Origin of the sequence: Bacillus sp. PPSBB_2 (assembly GCF_045291115.1) — a bacterium.
GTDB lineage: Bacteria > Bacillota > Bacilli > Bacillales > Bacillaceae_G > Bacillus_A > Bacillus_A cereus.
The window spans coordinates 634,101-660,459 of record NZ_CP147983.1 but is presented as its reverse complement, the minus strand read 5'-3'; the positions used below and the strand labels follow the sequence as shown (position 1 = coordinate 660,459).

Sequence of the window (26,359 nt, the reverse complement as noted above, 5' to 3'; positions counted from 1 at the left end):
TCACTTTTACTATCTACTTTTCTGGTTTTTGTCCAATCCACTTCTCATATAATTTGTCATACTCCCCACTTGCTTTCATGTCTTTAATTAAAGTATTAATCTCTTTCGTTAAATCATCTGCCCCTTTTTGCACTGCAATTCCATACGGTTCATCTGTGAAAATTTTTCCTACTACTTCATAATTAGAATCTTGTTTTGCCATTCCGTAAAGGATCGCATTATCTGTCGTTAACACATCACCTTTACCTGCCTTTAACGCTGTAAATGCCTCACTATAATTTTCAAACTCTAATACAGTCGCTTCTGGTGACTTTTGACGAATGTTATTTGTAGATGTTGACCCTTTTACAGCTAATACTTTAACGCCTTGTTTTATATCATCGACGCTCTTAATATTGCTTCCTTTTTTCACAAGTAACGATTGTCCTGCTTTAAAATATACATCTGAAAAATCCACTTCTTTTTTGCGTTCTTCCGTAATTGTCATTGTTGCAATAATTGCATCAATATCACCATTTTTCAGCATTGGAATACGTGTTTTAGACGTTACTTCTTTCAGCTCTAGCTTCTTTTCATCTCCAAGAATCTTTTTCGCCAGTGCCTTCGCGACATCAACATCGAATCCTTCTACCTGCCCTGTTGAAGGATTTTTTAATCCAAATAAATTCGTATCATTCTTCACCCCAACTACTAATTTCCCTCGTTTCTTAATTTGCTCAACAGCCCCGCCTTGCTTCGTATTTGTTTCCTTTGCCTCATCTTTCTTACTTCCGCATCCAGCAACAACAAGCACGAATAAACATGAAAATACGATTAAAGTAAATAACTTTTTCATTTTAAGCATGAAATTCCTCCTCTAATGATTTAGCACCCGACTTAAAAATAAACGAGCTCTTTCTTGTTCAGGGTTTGCAAAAAAGTTCGCCGGTGTTGTATCTTCAATAATTTGACCATCATCCATAAATAAGATCCTATCTGCTACCTCTCTAGCAAATCCCATTTCATGCGTGACAACGACCATTGTCATCCCTTCTTTAGCCAGTGCTTTCATAACATCAAGTACCTCTCCAATCATCTCTGGATCAAGAGCAGACGTAGGCTCATCGAATAGCATAATTTCCGGCTGCATTGCAAGTCCTCTAGCAATTGCCACCCGTTGCTGTTGTCCTCCGGATAATTGATGCGGATATACGTTAGCCTTCTCCGGGATTCCTACTTTCTCTAAATAAAACATTGCTGTTTTCTCTGCTTCTTCTTTGGAAACTTTATTTACTTTAATCGGTGCTAATGTAATATTTTGAAGAACCGTTTTATGTGGATATAAATAAAAATGTTGAAAGACCATCCCAATATTTCGCCGCAATTCATTCATGTCCGTTTTTTTATTGTGTACCTCTGTATTTTGTACAATTAATTCTCCATCTGTAATTGCCTCTAATTGATTTATACATCGAAGCAATGTACTTTTTCCTGATCCTGAAGGCCCGACAACTACTACCACTTCCCTTTTTTTCACTTGCACATTAATATTTTTCAAAACTTGAAAGTTACCATAATATTTATTTACATTACGAAATTCTATCAACATACTCCCCCTTCCCCTAACAATGCATGTACATTCTTTTTATATTCAAAAATAGTCCCAAAAATAACTTTTAGCTTCAATTTGTCCATAAAAAAAAGCAAAGGGTTTCCCCTTTGCTTCTTCATTTCTATTCTGTTAAGATACTTCTTCTTTCTTATCTTTCCCGTATTCATGCTCCCAAAAATCAGCATTTTTAATTCCTAATGGCCCTGGATCGAATACTGGATCTTTTCCTTCTTTTTTCTGTTTTTCATAATCCTTTAATGCGACTAATGCAGGTTTTTGTAATAGTAAAATCGCAATGATATTTACCCATGCCATAATTCCTACCCCAATGTCGCCTAAAGCCCAAGCTGTTGCTGCTGTTTTTATACAGCCATAGAATACAGCTCCTAAAAATACAAACTTTAGTACCATAGACATCCAAGGACGGTCTTTATCACGATTTAAGTATGCAATATTCGTTTCTGCAATGTAGTAATACGCCATAATTGTTGTAAACGCGAAGAATAATAACGAGATTGCAACGAAACCGTTTCCAAATCCAGGAAAAACAGATTCTACCGCCGCCTGTGTATATCCTGGTCCTGGCTGAGCACCATTTAGTTTATTAACGATAAAGTTTTTTCCGCTTGCATCAAATACGTTATACATGCCTGTAATAATCATCATAAATGCTGTTGCTGAACAAACAAATAATGTATCAATGTAAACGGAAAATGCTTGCACTAAACCTTGCTTAGCTGGATGTGATACTTCGGCTGCTGCTGCTGCGTGTGGTCCAGTCCCTTGTCCTGCTTCATTGGAATAAATACCACGTTTTACCCCCCAAGAGATTGCTAAACCGATAATACCACCGAAAGCAGCTTCTAATGCAAATGCACTTCTTATAATTAACATAAATGCTTCTGGCAATTTTTCAATATTCATAGCAACAATGACGCAAGCTACTAAAATATAGCCTATTGCCATAAACGGTACGACAACTTGCGCTACGTTAACAATTCGCTTTACTCCACCGAAAATGATAAGAGCTAATACGACAACTAATATAGCCCCTGATGCGGTAGTATTAATACCAAAAGCAGTTTCTAAACTTACAGCAATACTATTTGCTTGCACACCTGGTAGTAAAAGCCCCGTTGCAAGAATTGTCGCTGCAACGAATACTAAAGCATACCATTTCACACCTAAACCTTTTTCAATGTAATAAGCAGGTCCACCACGAAATTGTCCTTGATGTTTCGTCTTATATATTTGCGCGAGTGTTGATTCTACATAAGCTGATCCTGCTCCTAAAAAGGCTACTGCCCACATCCAAAATACAGCTCCTGGTCCACCGAATGCAACGGCTGTTGCTACCCCAGCGATATTTCCTGTTCCAACACGTCCTGATAACGAAAGTGCTAACGCTTGGAATGAAGAAACACCAGCCTCTGATTTTTCTCCTTGAAATGTCAGCTTCACCATTTCTCCTACGTGCCTTACTTGTAAAAACTTCGTTCGAATAGAAAAATATAAACCTACTCCTAAACATAAATAAACAAGTGCTGGACTCCAAACAATATTATTTAACCAATTTACGAAAGTTTCCAACATTCCCCCTCCTTCTTTATAAAGAATATTCAGAATATATATAAAATTATAAGTGCATACCGAATCTAGGACAATATTATTTTAATAAAGTAAACATATTTTTGTATAAAAAAACAAAGTATATATTTGTTTTATATACTTTGTTTTGAACTAAATGTATTATATATTCACAATTGCTTCTCTTTTAATAATTCTTTCGTATAGCTCTTCTGATAATTTCAAGAAGTTATCAGGCATATCTTTCCCTTTAAACTTCTTTTGAAGCGTTCCATATAAACCTATATCACGTAAACGTAAAAATAGTGGTAACGATTCATACCAACTATCCGCCAGCCTGTGCTCATACTCATATCCTTTTCGTAACACTTGTAACTGTTTACGAGCAAAATCTGTCTTCTCTTCTGCTGTCCACGGTGTAAATAGAACAGAGTAGTATAAAACCATCGCTAAATCATGTATAAAGTAATTATAAGCAGCATCATCAAAATCAAAGATTGTTAGCTCTTTACCATCATAATGAAAATTACCTTGATGAATATCACCGTGCATAAGACCGAACGTTTCTCTTTCAACTGGAAGAGCCTTAATTTCATCCATTAATACCGCTGCAATCTCTTTCACTTGACCATCTTCTAATTCATTAACAATTCCACTTTCGTCTTCTTCCCACGTATCACGGTAGTCTGTTTTAGGATAATCCATTGTAAGAACCTGTCTGAAATCTATGGTATAATCTATACAAAAAAAGATGTTTCCTAATGATACATGATTATACCAGTAATATTACTCGTAAACAGTTTGAACTGATTCGTGAAGATTTAGAAAATGCACGGAAAACGACGCGCCCACGCACAGTTGATTTGTACGAGGTATTCTGCGGTGTACTATATTTGCTTACGACAGGTTGTCAATGGCGTAATCTGCCAAGGGACTTTCCAAACTGGAAAACCGTCTATTCCTACTACCAGATTTGGCGGAAAGTAGACGAGAATGGCATAAGTCTTCTTGAAAAAGTGCATAAAAAAATTGATCGAAACCTATCGTGAACAAGAGGGGCGAAAAAAACAGACAAGCTTCTGCATCGTAGATGCACAAAGTGTAAAAAACACATGGATAGCGAGTGAAAAAGGCTACGATGCGGGAAAGAAAGTATCAGGAATCAAACGACATATCGCTGTAGACACCAATGGTCTCATTCATGCGATTGAAGTAACAACTGCGAATATAACAGATCGAGAAGGTGCTATCCAAATGTGTGAAAAGCATAAAAAATCATTGGACAAAGTGACAAATATACTTTGTAATGGTGGATATACGGGCCCATCATTTGCACAATCGATAAAAGAAACGATTCATTGTTCAGTTGAAATTATCAAACGCTCGGAACTTCACAAGTTTGTTGTGTTACCCAAACGCTGGATCGTAGAGCGAACTTTTGCTTGGTTGGAAAATTACCGCAGACTGTGGAAAAACTGTGAACGAACACTTGAAAACAGTAGACAAAGTTGCTTATTGGCCGGTGTGGCAATTTTATTAAAAAGATTCTAGACAGGTTCTAAGGCGATGCAGTTGCCCAATCGCTTTTCCCCACGCTTCAAAATAAGCATCTCCCCAATAAGGCGATTCTGCTCCTTTTACTTGCTCACCTTTTGCATATATAAATAAAGAAGCGAAAAAGAAAGTCCCATCCTCTGCTACGATTTCTTCTACGAGATTTCGAGACGTTGAATAAAGAGGTCCTGCTACCTTTGCCCCATTCTCCGCAACATATCGTAAAAAATCTAGTTCAGCCTCTACCTCTTGTTTAGAACGATGAGAAGAATGTGTTAAACGTAATACGTAATCTTCATCATTATCACCCTCCGCCTTAAAAATATAATTCTCAAAATCTCCAAGTGGCTTTTCTTCTACTGTTACATGAAACAAATTCGCTGCTCTTTTTAAAATCTCTTTCGTAAAAACACGTTCTACAGCTATTTCCATATATATCCCTCCTATATATCTTCTTAATTCGACACAAATGTTAGAAGTACTGCTATGAAATTGAATAATGCACAAAAGACAATGTAACGTAACCTTCAACCCTCTTTAAAAAAAATAATTCAAGCATAAATTTCTCACAAACGACAAAAATTAACAGAAACAATTGCACTTTAAAAGAGGTGGAAATTATGACAGAGAAAAAAGAACAACAAGAGAGTAAAAAACAAAAGCATATGTTTCCATCACTTCCGGAGAACATTAGTTACATTGAAAATAAACTTTCTCATTCTGATGATATAAAAAAATTAGATCTCCCTTTTCAAAACGGAAAAGGAATAATCTTATATATCGAATCTTTAGCAGATCCAAATCTAATTCATCAGTTAGCTCTTGAGCCTTTATTGACACGGTCAGACTTAGCTATAGATAAAGCTTTTTCTACATTAAATATGAAAAAAGAAACGAATTTAAATTATGGTGTGCAGCTTTTATTACAAGGTAAATCCTTATATTTTCATGAACACGTCGACAGTTTTTGTATTTTCGAAACAGCTCTATCCTTAAAGAGAGATATAGCAGAACCTGATAATGAAGGAATTGTCCGTGGACCGCATACTGGTTTTGTAGAAGACTTAGCAACCAATTTAGCTTCCATTCGCAAACTCATAAAAAGTCCACATGTCGTCATTAAATATTTCACACTTGGTGAAGAAATGCATACGAAAGTGGCAATTGCTTATATGCAAAACATAGCGAATGACGATTTAGTTACAGAAGTAAAAAGAAGGTTAGAAACGATTAAGACAGATGCACTTATGCCTCCAGGATATATACAAGAATTTATAGAGGATACGTCTTTCTCACCATTTCCGCAGCAATTAAATACAGAGCGTCCAGATAGAGTCGCAGCAAATTTAATGGAAGGACGAGTTGCTATTTTATCTGATGGAGATCCAACAGCTCTTATCGTTCCTGTTACATTATTTGCTTTTTACCAATCACCAGATGACTATAATAACCGCTGGATTGTTGGTTCTTTCGTCCGAATGATTCGCCTAGTAAGCTTCTTGATTGCCTTTCTCTTACCAGCTATATATATCGCAACCGTAGCCTTCCATCCTGATGTATTGCCGCTCGAACTTGTGTATACAATTAAAGCTTCATTAGAGAAAGTACCACTTCCTCCTATTTTTGAAGCTCTCTTAATGGAATTAATCTTTGAATTATTACGGGAAGCTGGTATTCGCTTACCAAGCCGAGTTGGACAAACAATCGGTATTGTAGGTGGTTTAGTAATTGGTGATGCGATTGTAAAAGCCGGACTCGTTTCTTACACAATGATTATCGTTGTAGCTTTAACTGCAATCTCATCTTTTCTCGTTCCATCAAACGATATGAGTTCAGCAGTTCGAATTCTTCGTTTTCCATTAATGATTCTTGCTGCTATATTCGGATACGTCGGAATATCATTCGGTCTCATTATAACTTTCGTTCATTTATGTCAATTACATTCATTTCATACGCCATATCTTTCTCCTGTTGCCCCGATGCGGATAAAAGATATGAAAGATTCTTTTGTAAGACTTCCAATTTGGTCGTTTTGGGAACGACCACATGATCCAAAACCGAAAAAAATGCAACGACAACATGTAACGAGAGAGGATGAGGACGGTGACAAACACGCAAAGTAAAATTTCGCTCGTTCAATTTACCTTTTTCGTTATTCAATGCCAAATCGGAGTTGGTATCCTTTCTCTACCTAACCGTCTTCACCCGATAGCAAAAGGTGGCGGATGGATTTCTGCTCTCATCGCCGGGCTTGCAATTCAGCTTATTATTTTACTTATGTGGCTTTTTTTAAAACGATTTCCTGATGCAGATATGTATGAAAGTGTTTGTATGCTATTTGGTAATAAGTTTGGAAAACTATTAGGTTTTGCTTATGTTTTTTATTTTACGCTTATTGGTATGACGGTTATGTTGAACGCTTGTAATGTCATTAAAGTTTGGATATTACAAGCCACTCCTTGGTCTGCCATTCTCATCCTATTTACAATAGCTTGTTGCTATGTAGCCTATAATACATTTAAAGTAATTGTACGATTTTATGTCATGGCTTCTATTCTTATTTTCCCAATGGCACTTTTAATTGGACTTGGGCTCTCACGGGCTGACTTTTCTTATATTTTTCCAATTACAGAAGCTGGATGGTGGAATATTATTCAAGCATCCAAAGAAACAATTACAGCTATGTATGGTTTTGAAATCATTCTTATCGCTTTCCCAAAAGTAAACGGGAGTTCTGTGGCAAAACTGAAGGCCATTTCTATCGCTAACGGATTTGTAACTCTTTTTTATACTTTTACTGTTTGGATTTGCTTTATCGTATTTAGTCCAAAACAAATTGAGCTTATTCCAGAACCAGTTGCTTACTTATTACGTTCCTTACATATTGGGATTATAGACCGGACGGATTTACTATTCATTCCCATATGGATGATAACAGTTGCAGCTTCTATCGCTAGTTATTATTGCGCTGCTTCAATCGGAGTGGGACATATATTCAATCTTGCTAATCATAAAAAAGCTGTTCCAATCATTGGTATTATTGCTTTTAGTGTAGCCTTATTTATAGATACACCTGAAGAATTAAAAGTAATCTCAACTTTCACTGATAAGTTCACGTATATTTTTATTGTTGTCCTCCCTCTTTTATTTCTACTTTATTCTGTGATACGAAATAAGAAAGGAGAACAGTATGTTCACAAGAAAAGTTAAATTACTTTCTATATTATGTGCTAGTTCCGTCCCTTCTGGCTGTTGGGATCAAGAACCATTAAGGGAAGCAAGGTTAGCTTATAGTATTGGATCTGATATTACGGAAGAGAATAAACTCCAGCAAACAATCGAGCTCGTAAAAAGTTCAAGCGGAGAGCAATCTTCATTCGAAAATGAAATACATTCAGCAACGGGGCATAACATAAGGGATACAAGCGATGCCCTAAAAAAAAATGTGACTGGGAATATTCGTTATTTTAAATATGGTGTTCAATTACTAGGAACCAAAATTCTAAAAAAAGGTATATTACCTTATTTAGATGTCAGCTTTCGGGACCCAACAAACCCAACTGCTTTAGTAAAACTTATTGCAGTAGATGGTGAAACATCCGAGATACTAGAAAAAAAGAAAGTAGGAAATTTACTAATTGGAGATTTTCTAAAGAAAAAAGTGAAAAGTTTAGAAGATATGAGTGTGTTTCCAAAAGAAACTTTAGAAACAGCTTCTACAAAAATGTTAGATCCCGGTAAAGACTTTACCCTCCCTTCTATAAAAATAAAAGGAAAAGAAGTGATTACAAACGGTCTAGCTTTATTTAATAATGATAAATTAACTGGGCATTTACCTTTGAAACAATCTGTTTTATTCGTATTATTAACTGGAAAAATGGGAACAAGTGCCCGTATAACCCAAAAGCTTACTAGCGATGAATCAGAGAAAACATCTGATTATTTAACAATGGAAATTAGCAATCGAAAGTTAAAACGCGACTTAAAAATAACAACAGATAAAAAAGGAAATGTTTATGCTCACATTAAGCTCCAACTAAAAGTTATAGCGCTTGAAGCTCCGAGAGATAATCTTTACAAAATGGATGAAAGAAAAAAACTAAATAAAGAATTGTCTACACAACTTACGAAAGAAGCTAAAAAGATAACGAAAAAGTTACAAAAAGCAAACTGTGATGCTTTCGGTATCGGCAGACACCTTATCGCCTATCACCCTGACTTATGGAAGAAGAAAAATTGGAATAAAGATTATGCAAAAGTAAAATTCAAACCTGAGGTAGAGGTAAACATTTTGTACAGTGGTGTCCTAAAATAAAAGGTTGTATGCCGCATGGGCATACAACCTTTTTATTTCGTATATCGATACACAATTGATTCATATGGTCTTAAGTTAAGTTTTGCAATATCCTTGCTGGCATCTTTATAATTCGACAGTAGTACTTCTTGTTTCATTCCATCTAATTGAACGTGCGCTTGTACAGAGTACGTTATTTCTTCTCCATAGAAGTTATTGATAACAAGTAATACCTCATCATTTACAGTACGTGTATATGCCCAAATCTTAGGATGATTTTCATCCAAAATAGCATATTCTCCTTCTGTAAGAACATCATACGTTTTTCTAAGTTCTATTAACTTTTTATAATGATAAAATACGGACTCTTTATCTTCTAATGCCTTCTCTACGTTTATTTCTTTAAAGTTTTCAGCCACTGAAATCCAAGGTGTACTTGTTGTAAAGCCACTGTTCATCTCTTCATTCCACTGCATTGGAGTACGGGAGTTGTCACGAGATTTTTGCTTTAAAATCCCTATAATCTCTTCTTTTGATAACCCTTCTTTTAGCTTTATATCGTATATATTTAACGATTCCACATCACGATATTGCTCGATGGACTCAAATTTAGGATTCGTCATACCGATTTCTTCCCCTTGATAAATATAAGGCGTTCCTTGCAGCATGTGCATGGCTGTCGCTAACATTTTTGCAGATTCGTTTCGGTACTTTCCATCATCACCAAAGCGTGACACGATGCGAGGCTGATCATGATTACACCAAAATAACGCATTCCATCCTCCGCCCTTTTGCATTTCAATTTGCCAGTTAGACATAATCTCTTTTAATTTAATAAAATCAAACTCTGCTTTCGTCCACTTATCACCATTCGGATAATCTACTTTTAAATGATGGAAACTAAACGTCATGCTTAATTCATTACGCTCAGGATTAGAATATTTAATACAATTATCAATTGTCGTAGATGACATTTCTCCAACTGTAATTACATCTTTTCCTTCAAAAACATTTCGGTTCATCTCTTGTAAATATTCATGAACACGCGGACCATCTGTATAATACTTGCGTCCATCACTTGTCGCAGTACTACCTTCATCGTTTAAGAAGCATTGGTCTTTTGAAATTAAGTTAATGACATCTAATCGGAATCCTGTTACTCCTTTATCCAGCCAAAAACGCATCATATCATATACTTCTTCACGAAGTTTTTCATTTTCCCAATTTAAATCAGCTTGTGTTTCATCAAATAAATGTAAATAATATTGCTCCGTCTTCTCATCATATTTCCAAGCAGATCCACCAAACTTAGACTGCCAATTATTTTTTTCATCACGCCAAATATAGTAATTACGATATGGACTATTTTTATCTTCCTTCGCTTCTTTAAACCACTTATGTTCAGTCGAACTATGATTTACAACAATATCAAGCATAATCTCAATGTTACGTACTTTCGCTTCCTCTAAAAGTTCTTCAAACTCTTCCATCGTTCCGTAAGATGGATCAATGCTGTAGTAATCACTTACATCATATCCATTATCATTTTGTGGTGATTGGTATATCGGTGTTAACCATATATAATCCACTCCGAGTTCTTTTAAATAATCTAGTTTCTCTGTAACCCCTTTTATATCACCGGTTTCTCTATTGTAATAACTATTAAAGCTCTTCGGATAAATTTGATAGACTACACTTTTATGCCAATCCTTCATGTTTAACTTCCTCCTACTTCTGTTTGACTCTTTTTGCAAATAACCATGTTAAAGTAAACGGGATTACAACTGCAATAATCATTCCTACAATAAACATTGGAATCGATTTCGGAATGATAGAAATAAATGCTGGCAATCCGCCAATTCCGATAGCAGGCGCTAATACACCATTTAATGTAATGAATATCGCTGCCACAGCAGACCCTATAATCGCTGCATAGAACGGGAACTTATTTCGTAAATTCACCCCAAACATCGCTGGTTCTGTAATACCGAAGTATGCTGAAATGGCTGATGTTGATGCCATACTTTTATCATTTTGATTTTTAGAAATCCAGAACATCGCAAGTGCCGCACTACCTTGCGCAATGTTAGAAAGAGCGATCATCGGCCAAATAAATGTACCGCCATGTTGTGCAATCAATTGTAAATCAATTGCAATAAACATATGATGCATACCTGTAATTACAAGCGGTGCATATAACGCTCCAAATAATACTGCTCCAACTACTGGTACTGTTTCATATACACCTACTAATCCTACTGTTAATAAATCTCCAATATGACGTGTAACCGGACCAATAATTCCTAATGCTAACACACCTGTCACAACGATTGTTGTAATTGGTACAACTAATAATTGAATTGCATTTGGTACATGTTTCTTTAAGAAAATTTCCACTTTACTTAATACAAATGCTGCTACTAAAACGGGTAAAATTTGTCCTTGATATCCTACCTTCTCAATTTGGAACAGTCCTAAAATATTGAAGTACTCAATCTTTTGACCCTCTAAACCAGTCGCTGCTTTTCCATAGTCCCAAGCGTTTAATAAGGCCGGGTGCACAAGCATTAATCCCATAACAATCCCTAGTATTGGACTACCACCAAAACGCTTCGTTGCTGACCAACCGACAAGTGCTGGTAAGAATACGAATGCTGTATTGGCCATCATATTAATTAAATCCCAAAGCCCGCCTAAGTTCGGATAAACATCTAATAAATTTTTCCCATCAAAAAATAAGTCCTTTGCCCCTAATAGATTGTTAATACCCATTAGTAAACCAGCCGTTACGATCGCTGGTAATATCGGCATAAATACATCCGAAAATATTTTTACAAACTTTTGAGCTGGATTTAACTTCTGATTTCCAGAGTCTTTTACGTCAGCTACAGTCGATTCTTTCATACCTGCAAGCGTTATCAATTCAGCGTAAACACGATCTACATCCCCTGGACCAATTACAACTTGAAATATACCAGCGTTATGAAACGCTCCTTTCACTAATGAAACAGACTGTAATTTATCATTATCTATTTTACTTTCATCTTTTAAAGCGATACGGAGCCTCGTCACACAATGTGCAGCTTGTTCAATATTGTCTTTCCCACCAATATACTGCAACACTTCCTCTGCTGTTTTACGATAGTCTTTCCCCATATTCCCGTCCCTCTTTTCTTTTTTTGATACCGTTTACAATTACATATTAACTCGTATATATAAGTTAGTCAACACTCGTATATACGAGTTTGTGTTTTTTTTATAAAAAAAAGAGATGAAACAATATTTTGTTCCACCTCTTTACTTCCTGCGTGCCACATCCGAAAAGTGAAAAATATCTAAACGGTGGCGTGATTCTGTATATTCAAACTGACTTCCATCATACAAATGTGTAAAGTTTTTTACAACGACAACATAGTCTGTTCCATTTAAATCTAAATACTTTCTGTCATCCTCTGTACATGGTTGTACTTCTATTACCCTCTGCGAATAACTAATATGTAGCCCAAGCTCTTTCTCGATGTATTTATAAATCGATGCAGTTGCAATTTCTTTCGTTAATCCTGGAATAAACTCAGATACAAAATGATTTATATCTAAAATTACTTTTTCTCCATCAATATTTCGTACACGTTTAATATGGTCAATCTCTGTTTTTTCTTTTACATTTAATAATTTCGCAATTTCTTTTGTGGCTTTTTCTTTGTCCATTTCCACAACTTCCGTAATACAATGACGTCCTAAACGTTCATTTTCTTCTTGGAAACTTACAATACCGCCAAAATTAAATTCAATATTTTTTCGCTTTAAAACAAAAACACCTTTCCCATGAATTTTTTGCACATATCCACGCTCTTGCAGTAAATCTACAGCTTTTCTTACGGTGCCTCGGCTTGCCTCATACTGCTTCATTAATTCTGTTTCTGATGGGATTTTGCATCCCTCTTTTAATTGTTTATTATCAATAGATTTACTGATTTCTGTATAAATTTGTTCATACTTACTCATCATCTACAATAGCCCCTTGTCACCTTCTAATTCTATATGTATTATAACATGCTTCACTCTTCTGCCAATCTCTCACTTATTTTCCAGTACAAGAAAAATATAGGTAAATATTTAATCTTTAAAACGTATTTTTATAAAAATTTTTATATTTTTCTTTTCATTCAAAAAAACATGTAGTATACTAACTTCAAAATCAGAGGAGAAAGGGAGCAAAGAACTATGCTTACTTATACAACAACTGTAGTTACATTTGCACAAAAACATCATCATCATACGTAACCCTTGAAACCTAGCGGAAAAATTACGCGTAGGTACAAGGGTTATTCCCGTTGTACCTACGCTTTGGCGAAAGAGCCATGTAGGTATTTTTTTATCTACATGGCTCTTTTTTTAGTGTCAAAAAGCTAGTAAAAAATGATGTTTAAGCAAAACTTACTACAAAGGAGTTAACAAAAATGGAAACGAAAAAATGGGGATTATGGGTTTTAACAGCATTTGTTATCGGGAATATGGTTGGCGGTGGCGTATTTATGCTTCCAGCAAATTTAGCACAAGTATCAGGGCCAATGGGTTCTACACTCGCATGGAGTATTACAGGCCTTGGCGTATTTATGATTGCACTTGTATTTGGAAATTTAGCGATTCGGAAACCAGAATTAAAAGCTGGACCACAAAGCTATGCTCAAGCGATGTTTCCTTCAAAAAAAGCTGGTAAAGTTGCAGGATATAGTATGGCATGGGGATATTGGGCTGCTAACTGGGCTGCAACAGCATCTGTTATTATTTCCTTTGCTGGATATTTATCAACATTCTTTCCAGTTTTACAAAGTAAGCAAATTCTTTTTTCAATAAATGGATTTTCACTGGAACTCGGAAAAGGATTAACTTTCCTCGTATGTAGCCTTATGCTGTGGGGAATTCAATATATTCTTTCTCAAAATATTGATCGAGCTGGAAACATGAATCTACTTGCTACCATTGCAAAAATTATCGGATTTACAATGTTTATTGTAATTACATTATTCATTTTCAACGCCTCTAATTTCGGAGACGGTCAAACCTTTATGAATGAAGCAGGACAATCAATCTCATTAGGTGGACAAATCAATTCAGCTGCTATCGCAACACTCTGGGCATTTATCGGTATTGAATCAGCAGTTATGCTTTCTAATCGTGCAAAATCACAGCGCGATGTAAAAAAAGCTACGATTTTCGGATTAATTATCGCTCTTCTTATTTACATGTCAATTACTTTACTTACAATGGGAGCTCTTCCGCAAGATGCTTTAAAAGAGTCTCAAAAACCATTAGTAGACGCATTAAATTTAGCAATTGGAAATAAAGGTGCATATATAATGGCTTTACTCGCTCTTATATCTTTATTTGGATCTACAGTTGGCTGGATTGTTGTTAGTTCAGAAGTACCTTACCAGGCAGCAAAAAATGGACTTTTCCCTAAGTTTTTCGGGAAAACAAATAAAAAAGGTAGTCCTTCAAAATCACTATTGATTACAAATGTAATGACGCAAATTTTCTTATTTTCAACGATTTCTGGTACTGTTTCAGAAGCGTATAGTTTCGCTATCGTCGTAGCAACATTAGCCTATTTAATTCCATACCTTGTTTCTACCTTGTACCAATTAAAATTAGTTATTACAGGAGAAACGTATGATATACTGCCAGGATCTCGAGTAAAAGATGGAATCATTACGACATTAGCGTTGATATACTCCATTTGGGTTATCAAAACGGGAACTGCTGATTTAAAAACATTCTTCTTAGGAATTGGATTGTTCGTATTAGGTCTTATTCTTTATCCAGTACTAATGAAAGACTCACAAAAAACGGATTAAATAAAGAGAAGCTGCTGGCTTCTCTTTTTTATTAAAAATCTGTAATTAACTTTTCTTTTAGCTCTCCTACAGATAAAGGTTTCGCATAATAAAATCCCTGTACATAATCACAGCTCATTGATTGTAACAAACTCTCTTGCTCTACTGTTTCTACTCCTTCAGCAACTACTGCTAAATTTAAACTATGAGCAATTTCAATAACGGATTTTACAATCGTTCGTTCTGGTTGTGCGTGATCATAATGAAATTCACGAATAAAATTACGATCAATTTTTACAATATCCAGTGGTAGTTGTTTTAAATAATATAAGGAAGAATAGCCAGTCCCGAAATCATCCAAAGCAATTAAAACACCCATATTTCTTAATTCTTGTAATGTAGCAATAATATAATCAAAATGACGGACTGCAATGCTTTCCGTTATTTCTAATATTAAACGGTTCGGAGGAAAGCCAGTTCTCTTTAAAATGCTACGTACTGATAAAATAAAACGTTTCTGCATTAATTGTTGTATAGATAAATTCACAGATAACTTTAGTCCTTCTTGATAATTCGGCAATGTTTTAAACAAGCGACATGATTTTTCTAATACCCAGTCTCCTAGTTTTATAATAAGTCCAGACTCTTCAGCTACAGGGATAAATTCGCTTGGTGAAATAGGTCCGTCTTCTGTCATACAACGTACTAGAGCTTCTATACCAGAATATCTCTTCGTTTTCAAATCAATAATAGGCTGCAATGCTACATCTAACTCTTCATCACGAATTGCCTTTTGCAAAGCAAACTCAACTTTCATTCTACGATTTATTTTCGCGCGTAGCTCATCTGTAAAGAAACACGCAGCGTTTCTCCCCTGTTCTTTTGCACTATACATAGCTAAGTCAGAGTTTTTCAATAACGTTTCCACATCTTGTCCGTCTTGTGGATAAGAACAAAGTCCTAGACTAGCTGAAATGTATACTTCATGGCCTTCCAGCATAAATGGTGCCTGAAAACATGACAACACAGATGTCGCTAACTGACTCATATCATCTTGTCTATGATTTTTTGTTAACAGCACAAATTCGTCGCCACCTAGCCTAGCCAGAACATCTTTCTCTCCTAGTACATAATGCAACCTTGAAGCAACTTCGCTTAAAAGTAAATCCCCTATCATATGACCTAATGTATCATTTACTAATTTAAAACGGTCCAAATCAAAGTAAATCATACCAAATTCTTTTTTATCTGCAATCAATTCGTTAACGGTCGTTATTAATTGTAAACGGTTAGGCAAACTCGTTAAAGCATCATGATAGGCAAGTTCCCTATAACGACTTTCACTTAGCCGTAATCTATGTTCCGCTTCTTTTCTACTACTAATATCATTTCGAATTGCGATAAACTGGTATGGCTCTCCTTTTTCATTTAAAAATGGAACAATTGTTGTTTTGACCCAATAATATGTACCATCTTTTGCTCGATTCCGAATCTCACCTGTCCATACTTTCCCATTCAAAATACGTTTCCATAAGTCTTGAAAAAAGGTTTTTGGATGATGTCCTGAATTTAAAATACGGTGATCTTTTCCAATTAATTCTTCTCTTTTGTATTTAGAGATTTCACAAAATTTATCATTTACATATGTAATAAGACCTTTTCGATCTGTAATTGCAACAATTGAAGACTCATCTAATGCTAACTTTAAATCTCGCAATGAAGAGTCATATAATGCATGACCTCTCTGTTCTAGCATGCGCATCTCTCCTTGCTTCTATCTGACTAAAACACAACCTGTTTCTCTTCATAGAAATAGAGATATTTCATTTTCTAATACTAGCCCATTACATAAATTATCTTTTTGAATAGACCGATTAAAATAACATAATATTATTTGTAATAAAAAGCAATATTATACCGTTCTAATTATAAATAGTAGCTTCTCATCTCCCTAATTATTTCGCACCTTATTATACTGCAATCCCTTTAAGTGGCTCTATGCAAGCCTTGTTTCCAACTAATACCACTCACATCTGATCTCTTTGTTTTTAATAACGAAATAGAAATTAGAACATACTACATAACTATTCACGAATAATAATATAAAACTCTACATCAATGTATATGTTTTTGAATTACAATAACAAAATATTAACATATTTTCACCTTAATTTTGGAAGTATTTTATAAATAAATACCGTATTAAACTAAAAAAGAGGATAGCCTCTTTTTTAGTTTAATACGAATATGGTATTTGCTGATAACCTGGGTATGGCATTGGATACGTTACAGGGTATGGCGACGGATAAGCTACTGGATATGGAGCCGGATAATACCCTCCACTTGTTGCACCTGTTAATGCACCAGCTGTCAGTCCGCCTAACACTCCTCCTGCAAAGCTTCCAGGGAAAAATCCGCCTCCCCATGAACTACCACCACCCCAGCCCCATCCGCCTCCGTGATGATGATGGTGATCATAGTGATTGTGTCCTCCATGGTGATGATGTCCACCGTTATGATTGTGCCCACCATGATTGTGTCCTCCATGATGATTTCGATAATACAATCCATTATTTTCTATATAATTCATGTTTCTCCGCTCCTTTTCGATTTTTTCATTTTCATATGCGTTAAGAGTGGGATAAAAAATGGGATAGTACACTGTATGTAGGACAAATGCGGAAAGTATAGGTGAAATGTCTATATTTTGTAAAAAAAGCAAAACACCTTATAATAAAGATGTCATATTACATCTTCTATTTAAGAAGTCTATATTGAAAAAAGATTAGGGGAATTATATAGAAATGAAGAAGCCTATCGTTCAATTACTATTAATATTTACAATTGTATCTATCGTTCTGTTCCTATTAAATACATCGTATATCTCGTTATATACATTTGTCGGTGCTCTATGGTCCATCACAATCGTAGGAATTTCATTCGTTATTTTTATAGAAAATAGATCTCCACAAAGTACATTAGCATGGTTTTTAGTATTAGCACTTCTTCCTATTATAGGTGTGTTATTATACGCTATTTTCGGGCGCAGCCGCTGGAGAAGAAAAAAACATCTCCATCGTTCAGAAGAACAAAGAAAATTATTCCGTGAAATATTAGAAGGAAGAAGACTAGAGTTATTACTCACAGTCCCACTAAATGAACGTTCCATACATTTAACAGAAGTCATACAAAAATTTGGAGGCGGTCCTGCCGCAGATAAAACAACTACAAAACTTTTAACAAACGGAGATCAAACATTTTCAGAAATTTTGCGAGCTATAGAGCAAGCAAAACATCATATACATATTCAATACTACATTTATAAATCTGATGAAATTGGTACAAAAGTTCGAGATGCTTTAATACAAAAAGCAAAAGATGGTGTTATTGTACGCTTCCTTTATGATGGCCTTGGAAGTAATACGTTAAGAAGACGATTTTTACAACCTATGAAAGAAGCTGGGATTGAAATTGTAGAATTTGACCCTATTTTTTCAGCTTGGTTACTTGAAACTGTCAATTATCGTAACCATCGAAAAATTGTTATTGTAGATGGCGAAATTGGTTTTACCGGAGGACTCAATGTCGGTGATGAATATCTTGGCCGTTCCAAGAAATTTCCTGTTTGGCGTGATAGTCATTTAAAAATAGAAGGAAAAGCATTATATAAATTACAAGCAATCTTTCTAGAAGACTGGCTCTATGCCTCTAGTGGTTTAAATACTTATTCCTGGGATCAATTCATGAATAGACAATACTTCCCAGGTAAAGAGATTTCAAATGCAGAAGGTGCTGTTCAAATCGTAGCAAGCGGACCAAGCTCCGATGATAAAAGTATTCGTAATACATTATTAGCTGTTATGGGCTCTGCAAAAAAATCCATTTGGATCGCTACACCCTACTTTATTCCAGATCAAGAAACTTTAACATTATTACGCTTAAGTGCAATTGCCGGAATAGATGTACGGATTTTATATCCAGGTAAAAGTGATAGCATCATTAGTGATCAAGCATCTCAATCCTATTTCACTCCGCTTTTAAAAGCTGGTGCTTCTATTTACAGTTATAAAGATGGTTTTATGCATGCAAAAATTGTACTCGTTGATGATACAATTGCAACTATTGGAACAGCGAACATGGATGTACGTAGCTTTGAATTGAATTACGAAATTATTAGTGTACTTTATGAATCAAAAACAGTTCACGATATTAAACGTGATTTTGAAGAAGATTTTAAACATTCGACTGAAATTAAATGGAACTCTTTCCAAAAAAGAAGTATAAAAAAACGCATATTGGAGTCTTTCATGAGGCTTATTTCTCCTTTACTTTAGGCAATCAACTTCATCTTGATTGCTTTTTCTTTTCCCTTTATCCCCCTTCCTTTTCTTTGCATACCATATTAAAACAAGTTATCATAAGATGTATTACTTTATGAAAATAATGTTAGGTGGGAAATACATGTTAGAACAATTTCATATACATGCTGATTTAAAACAACAGCTTTCTACGATTCATGAAAAGAATAAGCAAGAAGCTGGTGAAAATGCACATTTAATCGGAACGAAAATATATAAAGCGTCTGATAATAGCATTATTGAAGATGCGATTACAGCACTTCTTCTTGGCAAGAACATTCTATTAAAAGGACCGACTGGTAGTGGTAAAACAGTACTAGCGGAAACTCTTTCTTCTTTATTCCAAAAACCAATGCATAGCATTAACTGCTCTGTCGACTTAGATGTAGAGGGTATTTTAGGATACAACACACTACAAACGAAAGATGGTGCATCTGAAGTTTCATTCGTTAACGGTCCTCTTATGAAAGCAATGAAGAACGGTCACTTCCTATATATTGACGAAATCAATATGGCAAAACCTGAAACGTTACCACTTCTTCACGGCGCATTAGATTACCGTAAAATGATCACAAACCCATTTACACAAGAGGTCGTATACGGTGATGACGAATACCGTGTAATTGCTGCGATTAACGAAGGTTACGTTGGAACAAGTGAACTAAATGAAGCATTAAAAAACCGTTTCGTTATTATTGAAGTTCCTTACATTCAAGGTGACACATTAAAAGAACTATTATTAGCAGAATCAAAATTAAATGATGTTGCAACAATTGAAAAGTTTGTTGCCTTTGCAAGCGACCTTATGCCTTTAGCTCGCGATGGACGTGTAAGTGAAGAAGCGGCAAGTATTCGTGGCATTATCGACGCATGTGATTTAGGTGTATATATTCCTGTTATGCGAGCGATTGAACGAAGCATAATTGCAAAACTTAATGATGAAACAGAACAAATGACTGTCCGTGAATTAGCAGAAAGTTATTTCTTTGAGGGATAATTTATGAGACAAATTTTTAGTGACAAAAAAATTGATGCGTCGCTGTTTCTACAAATGGAAAACTTAATGTATGCCCTTCTAAAAGAAGACGATGCCTATCTTGAATATGGCTATAAAGCATACTACGACGAAATTGAAAAGAAAGTTGTCATTAGTCACTTTTGGGATGATCGAAAAGAAGAAGATACAGTAATCGGATTAAAAAGCGAAGTGTTCTTAAAAGCACTTGGTAATAAACATTACTCGGACATGACTTTAATTCGTTCTTATGCGATTGAATTGCAAGAATCGCCCCTAAAAAAGTTTTTAACACAATTATTTGTTCTATTAGAAGATTTACGCGTTGAGGAAATTGTAAAGAACTTACGTCCTGGCACGAAGCATGTTTTTAAAAGAAGAAAAGAAATGTATCGCAATTACTTTAGCTCACAAAATGAAATCAATCGCGTTCGTAACTATCACGGTGATCGTCTATTTTGCCTATGCTATCTTTCATTAACGAGCGATAAATATGAAATGTTTAATAATGAATATTTCGAACAAATTGAAGCTATTTTGCATGAAACATTCCAAGCTCGTAATACGGAAGATATTATGTATATCGTTGAGAAAATTCGTTACCGCTTAGAGGAGCTTCTTGAAAGTGATATGCTTAACAATTATTTCGGACATGCACCGCTTTATTTATCTGTTCTTGCAGACGAAAAGAACTGTCGCGTCGAAGATTTAGCAAATGATGATACGCAGCTTATAGATGACGATGAAAATAAAAACAAAATGGATGAAAGTTTCTCCACATGGCATCGTGAAAATAAAAATAACGAAAACGAGAACTTTTTACGCTTTGAATTAGAAAGCGGAACAAAAACAAACATGATGGGCGATACTGCTCGTGAATCAGAAGATGGCGACCAAGCACTTGGTTCTGTACAAGGTACTTCTCAAAAAAGTACACAATCCAACTTTGATGGCGCTGATACAGAAGAAGCAAGGGCTTCACACGCTTCTAGTCAAAATGATGGTGCATATGGTAAATATAACACTGGCGCTTCTCATACATTTAAAGAAGCACGTAAACCAAATCCTGATGAGAAAAAGGATTACCAAGCTATCAAATCAGTCGTTAATAAAGATGTAAAAGAATTAAAGAAAATTATCGAAAAAACGATTGAAAATAAAACGAATGCAAATAGTGATAAATATTACGGAAGACTTCGTAAGAAATTCCTTCGTATTTATACTGAAAAGCAGCCTCGCATGTTTTATAAAAAAGGGCAAGAATCACAAGAGCTCGACGTTGCATTCCAACTGTTAGTTGACTGTTCTGGTTCTATGTATAACAAAATGGAAGAAACGAAGAAGAGTGTTGTACTATTCCATGAAGCTTTAAAATCTTTAAAAATCCCGCACGCTATTAGCGGATTTTGGGAAGATGCCTCTAGCGCTAAACCTGAAGATAAGCCGAACGTTATCCATGAAGTTGTAAATTATAAAAACTCAACGTTACCAAACGTTGGTCCAGAAATTATGCAACTTCGTGAAGAAGAAGATAACCGCGACGGATATATTATTCGTATCGTTTCTGAAAAGCTTGCCAAAAGACCTGAGAAACATAAATTCTTACTAGTCTTCACAGACGGTGAGCCTTCTGCGCTAGACTATCAACAAGACGGAATTTTAGATACGCATGAAGCTGTTAAACTCGCGCGTAAAAGTGGTATGGAAGTAATCGGTATCTTCATCGAAGAAGGCGAAGCGAAAGAAGCAACTTATCAATTGATGAAAAACATTTATAACCATCACTTCTTAGTTGCAAATCACGCTGAAGATTTACGACTGAAGATTAAACCATTACTGAAAAAATTATTACTGAAGACGATTGAATAGAAAATAGGAGCCTTGTGGCTCCTGTTTTTTCGTTCAATTACTTTGTTTCTGGTTGAAACTTGTATGGAATGGCTATTTCTAACAAATATTCAAATCCTCCGTCATAGTATGGGAAGCGCTCATTCGCAATTGTTCGATCCACCCACTCTACTGCAGAAATTTCACCTTCATCTTCCGCAATAAGTTCACCTTTTTCTACATTCGCTCGGAATGTAAAAAATAGCGCATGATTCCCTGATTCTTCAAAGAATTTTTCATTGATCGCAACAAGTCCACCTAACGTAGCAGTTAAACCTGTCTCTTCTTTCACTTCTCTTATTAGTGCTTCCTCTAATATTTCACCTTTTTCCACAGCCCCACCTGGCAATGACCAAACGTTTTGTTCTACATTATGTACCATTAATATTTTATCTGTTTCTTCGTCATGTATTAGTGCATATACGACATCAACTCTTTGCATGTTGCTTTTCTCCTTCAATTAACTCATCCATTGTAAATAAAGAATGTAGTTGTAAACCATCTGCTAATAAGTTTTCTCTTCCCTCTTTCGTTCGTTCAATCACACCTAGAACATGATGTACTTTCGCACCTAGCTCTCTTAAATCTTTCGTACTTAATAATATTTGACCACCTGTCGTAATAACATCCTCAACAACACAAATATTTTTCCCAGCAATATTAACGCCTTCTGCTAACTTACATGTGCCGTACTTCTTCGCTTCTTTTCTTACAAATACGACCGGTATACCTGTTTGTAAAGATAATGCCGTTGCTACTGGAATTCCTCCCATCTCTAAACCTGCTAACACTTCTGTTTCAGGAGGAATTTGCTCTTTTAATCGCTTTACAATTTCTAATAATAGTACTGGATTAGATTCGAATAAGTACTTATCAAAATATTGATTTGATACTTGCCCTGATCGAAGCTTAAATGTTCCCGTTAAACGTGACGTACTGTAAATTTCCTTTGCTAATTCCCATTTCTCCATTCTCTGTCTCCCCTTTACACACAAATTAACTCATTCTATCACATTTGTAATTATTTGTATATTCCCAAAATACAAATAAAAAGAGCCGATTCCTAAGAATCGACTCTTCCTATTAATTCATCACTAACTCAGCTGTGAGCTTTTTTTTAACTTAGCCAGCATGTCAGTTGTCATTTTGTCTAAATCGTATTCTGCTTTAAAGCCCCACTCTTTCATTGCTGCTGTTGCATCAATAGAGTTTGGCCAGCTATCAGCGATTGTTTGACGAGCTGGATCTACTGCATAATCCATTGTAAACGTCGGAATGTGTTTACGAATTGACGCTGCAATTTGCTCTGGCTCGAAGCTCATTGCTGTAATGTTAAATGCATTTCTATGCACTAGCTTACTTGGATCAGCTTCCATTAATGAAATGATCGCTTGTAAAGCATCAGGCATATACATCATGTCCATATATGTTCCTTCAGCAATGTATGAGGTGTATGCACCTTTTTTAATCGCCTCATAATAAATTTCAACTGCATAATCAGTCGTTCCGCCTCCTGGAGGCGCTACGTAAGAAATTAAACCTGGGAAACGGACACCGCGCGTATCTACGCCAAATTTTTGATGATAATAATCACACAGTAATTCTCCTGCCACTTTGTTTACCCCATACATCGTAGTAGGACGCTGAATTGTATCTTGCGGTGTATTATCTTTTGGCGTTGATGGACCAAATGCACCGATAGAACTTGGCGTGAAGAACTTACAGTTTAATTCACGAGCTGCTTCTAGAGCATTTACAAGTCCACCCATATTTAAATTCCATGCAAATAACGGATTTTTTTCTGCTGTTGCTGAAAGTAAAGCTGCTAAATGAATAATTGTATCTACTTCATTACGCTTTGCGATATCATGTAGTTTTTGTCCATCTGTTACATCTAACGTTTCAAATGGACCAGACGTTACTACTTCACTATCTGTTTCACGAATATCTGTTGCAATAACATTTGATGCGCCGTATACATCACGAAGTTTCATTACTAGTTCAGAACCAATTTGCCCTAAAGAACCGGTTACTAGAATTTTTTTCATTTTCCCCACTCCTCATTTGCAAGCTATTCAAAAGATGTCGTTACTTAAATGATGCCCATTTCTTTTCCTACTTTTTCATACTTAAGAATTGCTTCATCTAACATTTCTTTCGTATGAGCTGCTGTAGGCATATTACGAACGCGCCCTGTTCCTTTTGCTACAGTTGGGAACACGATAGATTTTGCGTATACACCTTCTTCATTTAGACGTTTACTAAATTCTTGTGTTAATACTTCGTCCCCAATAATACAAGGTGTAATTGGCGTTTCACTTTCCCCAATGTTAAAGCCAAGTTCTTTTAATCCTTGTTTCAAGTAGCGGCCATTTTCCCATAAGCGATCGTGTAACTCTGTGCTTTCCATTAAGATTTCAATTGATCTCATGCAAGCTGCTGCATCAGCTGGTGTTAATGCTGTAGAGAATAAGAATGGACGTGAACGAACTTTTAACCAGTCAATTAAGTTTTGTTTCCCTGCTACATATCCACCAATTACCCCAATTGCTTTTGATAATGTACCAATTTGGAAATCAACTTTATCAGAAAGACCGAAGTGCTTTACAGTTCCTGCACCTTTTCCAAGTACACCTGAACCGTGTGCATCATCTACGTATGTCATCAAATCTAACTCTTCTGCAATCTCAACAATTTCTGGTAGTTTTGCAACATCTCCATCCATCGAAAAGACACCGTCTGTAATTACCATTAATTTATTGTAAAGACCTGATTCTTTCGCCGCGATTGCTTTTTGGCGTAAATCTTCCATATCAGAATGTTTATAAACAATAATTTTTGCTTTTGATAGACGACTACCGTCAATAATAGATGCATGATTTAATTCGTCTGAAAGAATCGCATCATTTTTATCCATAACAGCTGAAATCGCTGCCATATTACAGTTAAATCCTGATTGATAAGCAATTGCTGCTTCTGTATGTTTAAACTTTGCAATTGTTTCTTCTAACTTAATATGCAAATCTAAAGTACCGTTAATTGTACGAACAGCCCCTGCTCCAACACCGTACTTATGAATAGCACCAATTGCTGCTTCTTGCAAACGGCTATCTGTTGCTAATCCCAGATAGTTGTTTGAAGATAAGTTAATATATTCTTTTCCGCCAATTGTAATGATCGGTCCATTTGAACTCTCAAGCGGATCAATTACGTTATAAAGCCCCTTTGATTTTAAATCCTCTAAATTTTCTTCTAAAAATTTCGCAAGTGTTTTACTAGACATCGTGAAGCCTCCCATCGTTCATGTAAGCGGATTATTGTCTTAATAGTTCTAATAATCCCTCTACTAGCTTAACACGTTTTCAGAATTTATTATAGAAAAATAGTTTAAAGTAACCGCTTACAATTCTAGATTATATATGATTCATTACAATAAATCTATCATTTACTTTTCATATTTGATAGAATTAAAAAAATATTTCGGGAGGTTTCAAACATGGCATTTACAGAATCTGATGTATACAATAACACAGCATTTTTCGAACAATATATGAAACGAAGATACCGAGAAAATAGCCCAAATGAATCCATTGAAAAACCAGTATTCTTTCAGCTCATTGGTCATGTACAAGGAAAACAAATTCTCGATTTAGGCTGTGGTGATGCTAAGTTTGGCGCGGAATTATTAGAGAAGGGATGCTACTCTTACACCGGCATTGAAGGCTCCGAACTTATGTATGAAAAAGCTAAAAAACAACTAGAAAATAAAAATGGATCTGTTCATTTTTTAAACCTCAAAGATTATACCTACCCCTCTTCCACTTTTGATTTAGTAACATCTAGACTCGCCTTACATTATATTGAACATCTTGATACTATTTTTCAAAATGTATTTCAAACTTTAAAAACAAATGGCACCTTTACCTTTAGCGTTCAACATCCCATTATTACTTCTTCATTTGAAAGCTTACAAACAAGTGGTAAAAGAACGAGTTGGCTCGTCGATGATTACTTTAAACTAGACAAACGGGTTGAACCATGGATTGACCAAGAAGTTATTAAATATCATCGTACAACGGAAGAGTATTTCACATTATTACAGCAAGCCGGATTTACCATTACATTATTAAAAGAAGCTACACCAAATCCAACCTATTTTCAAGATGAAGAAGAGTATAAACGTCGCTTACGTATTCCTCTCTTCCTCTTATTTTCTTGTACCAAATAAAAAAAACG

Annotated in this window: 20 protein-coding genes and 3 pseudogenes; 9 read left to right on the top strand and 14 right to left on the bottom strand. The window is 35.4% G+C overall.

Annotated elements, in window-relative coordinates:
* Positions 1-13: 13 nt before the first annotated feature.
* The 4 genes and pseudogenes from glnH to V6946_RS03175 all read right to left on the bottom strand — a co-directional run.
* Positions 14-844 (bottom strand): glutamine ABC transporter substrate-binding protein GlnH, encoded by an 831-nt coding sequence (glnH, locus tag V6946_RS03190; protein ID WP_000916491.1) that lies wholly within the window; start codon positions 842-844, stop codon positions 14-16.
* A 12-nt stretch (positions 845-856) separates the two neighbouring features.
* Positions 857-1,588: an amino acid ABC transporter ATP-binding protein gene (locus V6946_RS03185; protein WP_366982204.1), complete on the bottom strand. Its 732-nt coding sequence runs from the start codon at positions 1,586-1,588 to the stop codon at positions 857-859.
* A 132-nt stretch (positions 1,589-1,720) separates the two neighbouring features.
* Positions 1,721-3,181 carry a sodium:alanine symporter family protein gene (locus tag V6946_RS03180; protein WP_000447396.1) on the bottom strand — a complete coding sequence of 487 codons (1,461 nt, stop codon included), beginning with the start codon at positions 3,179-3,181 and terminating at the stop codon, positions 1,721-1,723.
* 159 nt (positions 3,182-3,340) lie between these two features.
* Positions 3,341-3,889: pseudogene (locus V6946_RS03175) on the bottom strand (phosphotransferase enzyme family protein); the annotation flags it as partial.
* Positions 3,890-3,939: 50 nt separating this feature from the next.
* Here V6946_RS03175 and V6946_RS03170 point away from each other — a divergent pair.
* Positions 3,940-4,729, top strand: a protein-coding gene (locus V6946_RS03170; RefSeq protein WP_406622211.1) for an IS5 family transposase whose coding sequence is annotated in 2 segments (ribosomal slippage) — positions 3,940-4,197 and positions 4,199-4,729 — 789 coding nt in all. Because the reading frame shifts where the segments join, the coding sequence is not laid out codon by codon here.
* A gap of 9 nt (positions 4,730-4,738) precedes the next feature.
* Here the strand turns inward: V6946_RS03170 and V6946_RS03165 are convergent.
* Positions 4,739-5,164: pseudogene (locus V6946_RS03165) on the bottom strand (phosphotransferase); the annotation flags it as partial.
* A 188-nt stretch (positions 5,165-5,352) separates the two neighbouring features.
* Between V6946_RS03165 and gerKA the strand changes: the two are divergent.
* From gerKA to gerKC, 3 genes are read left to right on the top strand one after another with little or no spacing between them, the layout of a single operon-like run.
* The gene (gerKA, locus tag V6946_RS03160; protein ID WP_000136667.1) at positions 5,353-6,855 is read left to right on the top strand and encodes a spore germination protein GerKA; all 1,503 of its coding nucleotides are present in this window, start codon (positions 5,353-5,355) and stop codon (positions 6,853-6,855) included.
* Positions 6,836-7,942 carry a GerAB/ArcD/ProY family transporter gene (locus V6946_RS03155; protein WP_044306393.1) on the top strand — a complete coding sequence of 369 codons (1,107 nt, stop codon included), beginning with the start codon at positions 6,836-6,838 and terminating at the stop codon, positions 7,940-7,942. The genes gerKA and V6946_RS03155 overlap by 20 nt, the downstream gene beginning before the upstream one ends.
* A complete protein-coding gene (gene gerKC, locus V6946_RS03150; protein WP_366981999.1) occupies positions 7,923-9,047 on the top strand; it encodes a spore germination protein GerKC in 1,125 nt (374 codons plus the stop codon). The genes V6946_RS03155 and gerKC overlap by 20 nt, the downstream gene beginning before the upstream one ends.
* 32 nt (positions 9,048-9,079) lie before the next feature.
* Here gerKC and treC read toward each other — a convergent pair whose 3' ends face one another.
* From treC to treR, 3 genes are all read right to left on the bottom strand, one after another.
* Positions 9,080-10,741 (bottom strand): alpha,alpha-phosphotrehalase, encoded by a 1,662-nt coding sequence (gene treC, locus V6946_RS03145; RefSeq protein ID WP_006919523.1) that lies wholly within the window; start codon positions 10,739-10,741, stop codon positions 9,080-9,082.
* Positions 10,742-10,754: 13 nt separating this feature from the next.
* Entirely contained in the window at positions 10,755-12,182 is a 1,428-nt protein-coding gene (treP, locus tag V6946_RS03140) for a PTS system trehalose-specific EIIBC component (protein WP_000513942.1), read from the bottom strand.
* A 141-nt stretch (positions 12,183-12,323) separates the two neighbouring features.
* Positions 12,324-13,034 carry a trehalose operon repressor gene (treR, locus tag V6946_RS03135; RefSeq protein ID WP_000987242.1) on the bottom strand — a complete coding sequence of 237 codons (711 nt, stop codon included), beginning with the start codon at positions 13,032-13,034 and terminating at the stop codon, positions 12,324-12,326.
* 452 nt (positions 13,035-13,486) lie between these two features.
* On the opposite strand from treR, the gene V6946_RS03130 reads away from it, so the two are divergent.
* The gene (locus tag V6946_RS03130) at positions 13,487-14,884 is read left to right on the top strand and encodes an amino acid permease (protein WP_000448447.1); all 1,398 of its coding nucleotides are present in this window, start codon (positions 13,487-13,489) and stop codon (positions 14,882-14,884) included.
* A 31-nt stretch (positions 14,885-14,915) separates the two neighbouring features.
* Here V6946_RS03130 and V6946_RS03125 read toward each other — a convergent pair whose 3' ends face one another.
* Both V6946_RS03125 and V6946_RS03120 read right to left on the bottom strand, forming a co-directional pair.
* Positions 14,916-16,619: a bifunctional diguanylate cyclase/phosphodiesterase gene (locus V6946_RS03125; RefSeq protein WP_000893345.1), complete on the bottom strand. Its 1,704-nt coding sequence runs from the start codon at positions 16,617-16,619 to the stop codon at positions 14,916-14,918.
* Between the two features lie 480 nt (positions 16,620-17,099).
* A complete protein-coding gene (locus V6946_RS03120) occupies positions 17,100-17,453 on the bottom strand; it encodes a hypothetical protein (protein ID WP_001106379.1) in 354 nt (117 codons plus the stop codon).
* A 214-nt stretch (positions 17,454-17,667) separates the two neighbouring features.
* Here V6946_RS03120 and V6946_RS03115 point away from each other — a divergent pair, with 214 nt between their 5' ends.
* From V6946_RS03115 to V6946_RS03105, 3 genes are all read left to right on the top strand, one after another.
* Positions 17,668-19,197 (top strand): cardiolipin synthase, encoded by a 1,530-nt coding sequence (locus tag V6946_RS03115; RefSeq protein WP_000743030.1) that lies wholly within the window; start codon positions 17,668-17,670, stop codon positions 19,195-19,197.
* Between the two features lie 127 nt (positions 19,198-19,324).
* Entirely contained in the window at positions 19,325-20,218 is an 894-nt protein-coding gene (locus V6946_RS03110) for an AAA family ATPase (RefSeq protein ID WP_000892973.1), read from the top strand.
* A gap of 3 nt (positions 20,219-20,221) precedes the next feature.
* A complete protein-coding gene (locus V6946_RS03105; protein ID WP_001248875.1) occupies positions 20,222-22,105 on the top strand; it encodes a nitric oxide reductase activation protein NorD in 1,884 nt (627 codons plus the stop codon).
* Positions 22,106-22,142: 37 nt separating this feature from the next.
* On the opposite strand, the gene V6946_RS03100 is transcribed toward V6946_RS03105, so the two are convergent.
* The 4 genes and pseudogenes from V6946_RS03100 to V6946_RS03085 all read right to left on the bottom strand — a co-directional run bounded on the left by V6946_RS03100 (position 22,143) and on the right by V6946_RS03085 (position 25,406).
* Positions 22,143-22,565, bottom strand: a complete 423-nt coding sequence (locus tag V6946_RS03100) for an NUDIX hydrolase (protein ID WP_006919539.1) — start codon at positions 22,563-22,565, stop codon at positions 22,143-22,145.
* Positions 22,552-23,094, bottom strand: a complete 543-nt coding sequence (gene pyrE / locus V6946_RS03095) for an orotate phosphoribosyltransferase (RefSeq protein ID WP_006919541.1) — start codon at positions 23,092-23,094, stop codon at positions 22,552-22,554. Before pyrE ends, V6946_RS03100 begins: the two co-directional genes overlap by 14 nt.
* A 112-nt stretch (positions 23,095-23,206) precedes the next feature.
* Positions 23,207-24,171: pseudogene (locus tag V6946_RS03090) on the bottom strand (L-threonine 3-dehydrogenase).
* Positions 24,172-24,215: 44 nt separating this feature from the next.
* On the bottom strand, positions 24,216-25,406 hold the full coding sequence (locus tag V6946_RS03085; protein ID WP_000095905.1) for a glycine C-acetyltransferase: 1,191 nt from the start codon (positions 25,404-25,406) through the stop codon (positions 24,216-24,218).
* Between the two features lie 213 nt (positions 25,407-25,619).
* Here V6946_RS03085 and V6946_RS03080 point away from each other — a divergent pair, with 213 nt between their 5' ends.
* Positions 25,620-26,351, top strand: coding sequence for a class I SAM-dependent methyltransferase (locus tag V6946_RS03080; RefSeq protein ID WP_006919544.1), 732 nt, complete (start codon positions 25,620-25,622; stop codon positions 26,349-26,351).
* The last annotated feature ends 8 nt before the right edge of the window (positions 26,352-26,359 follow it).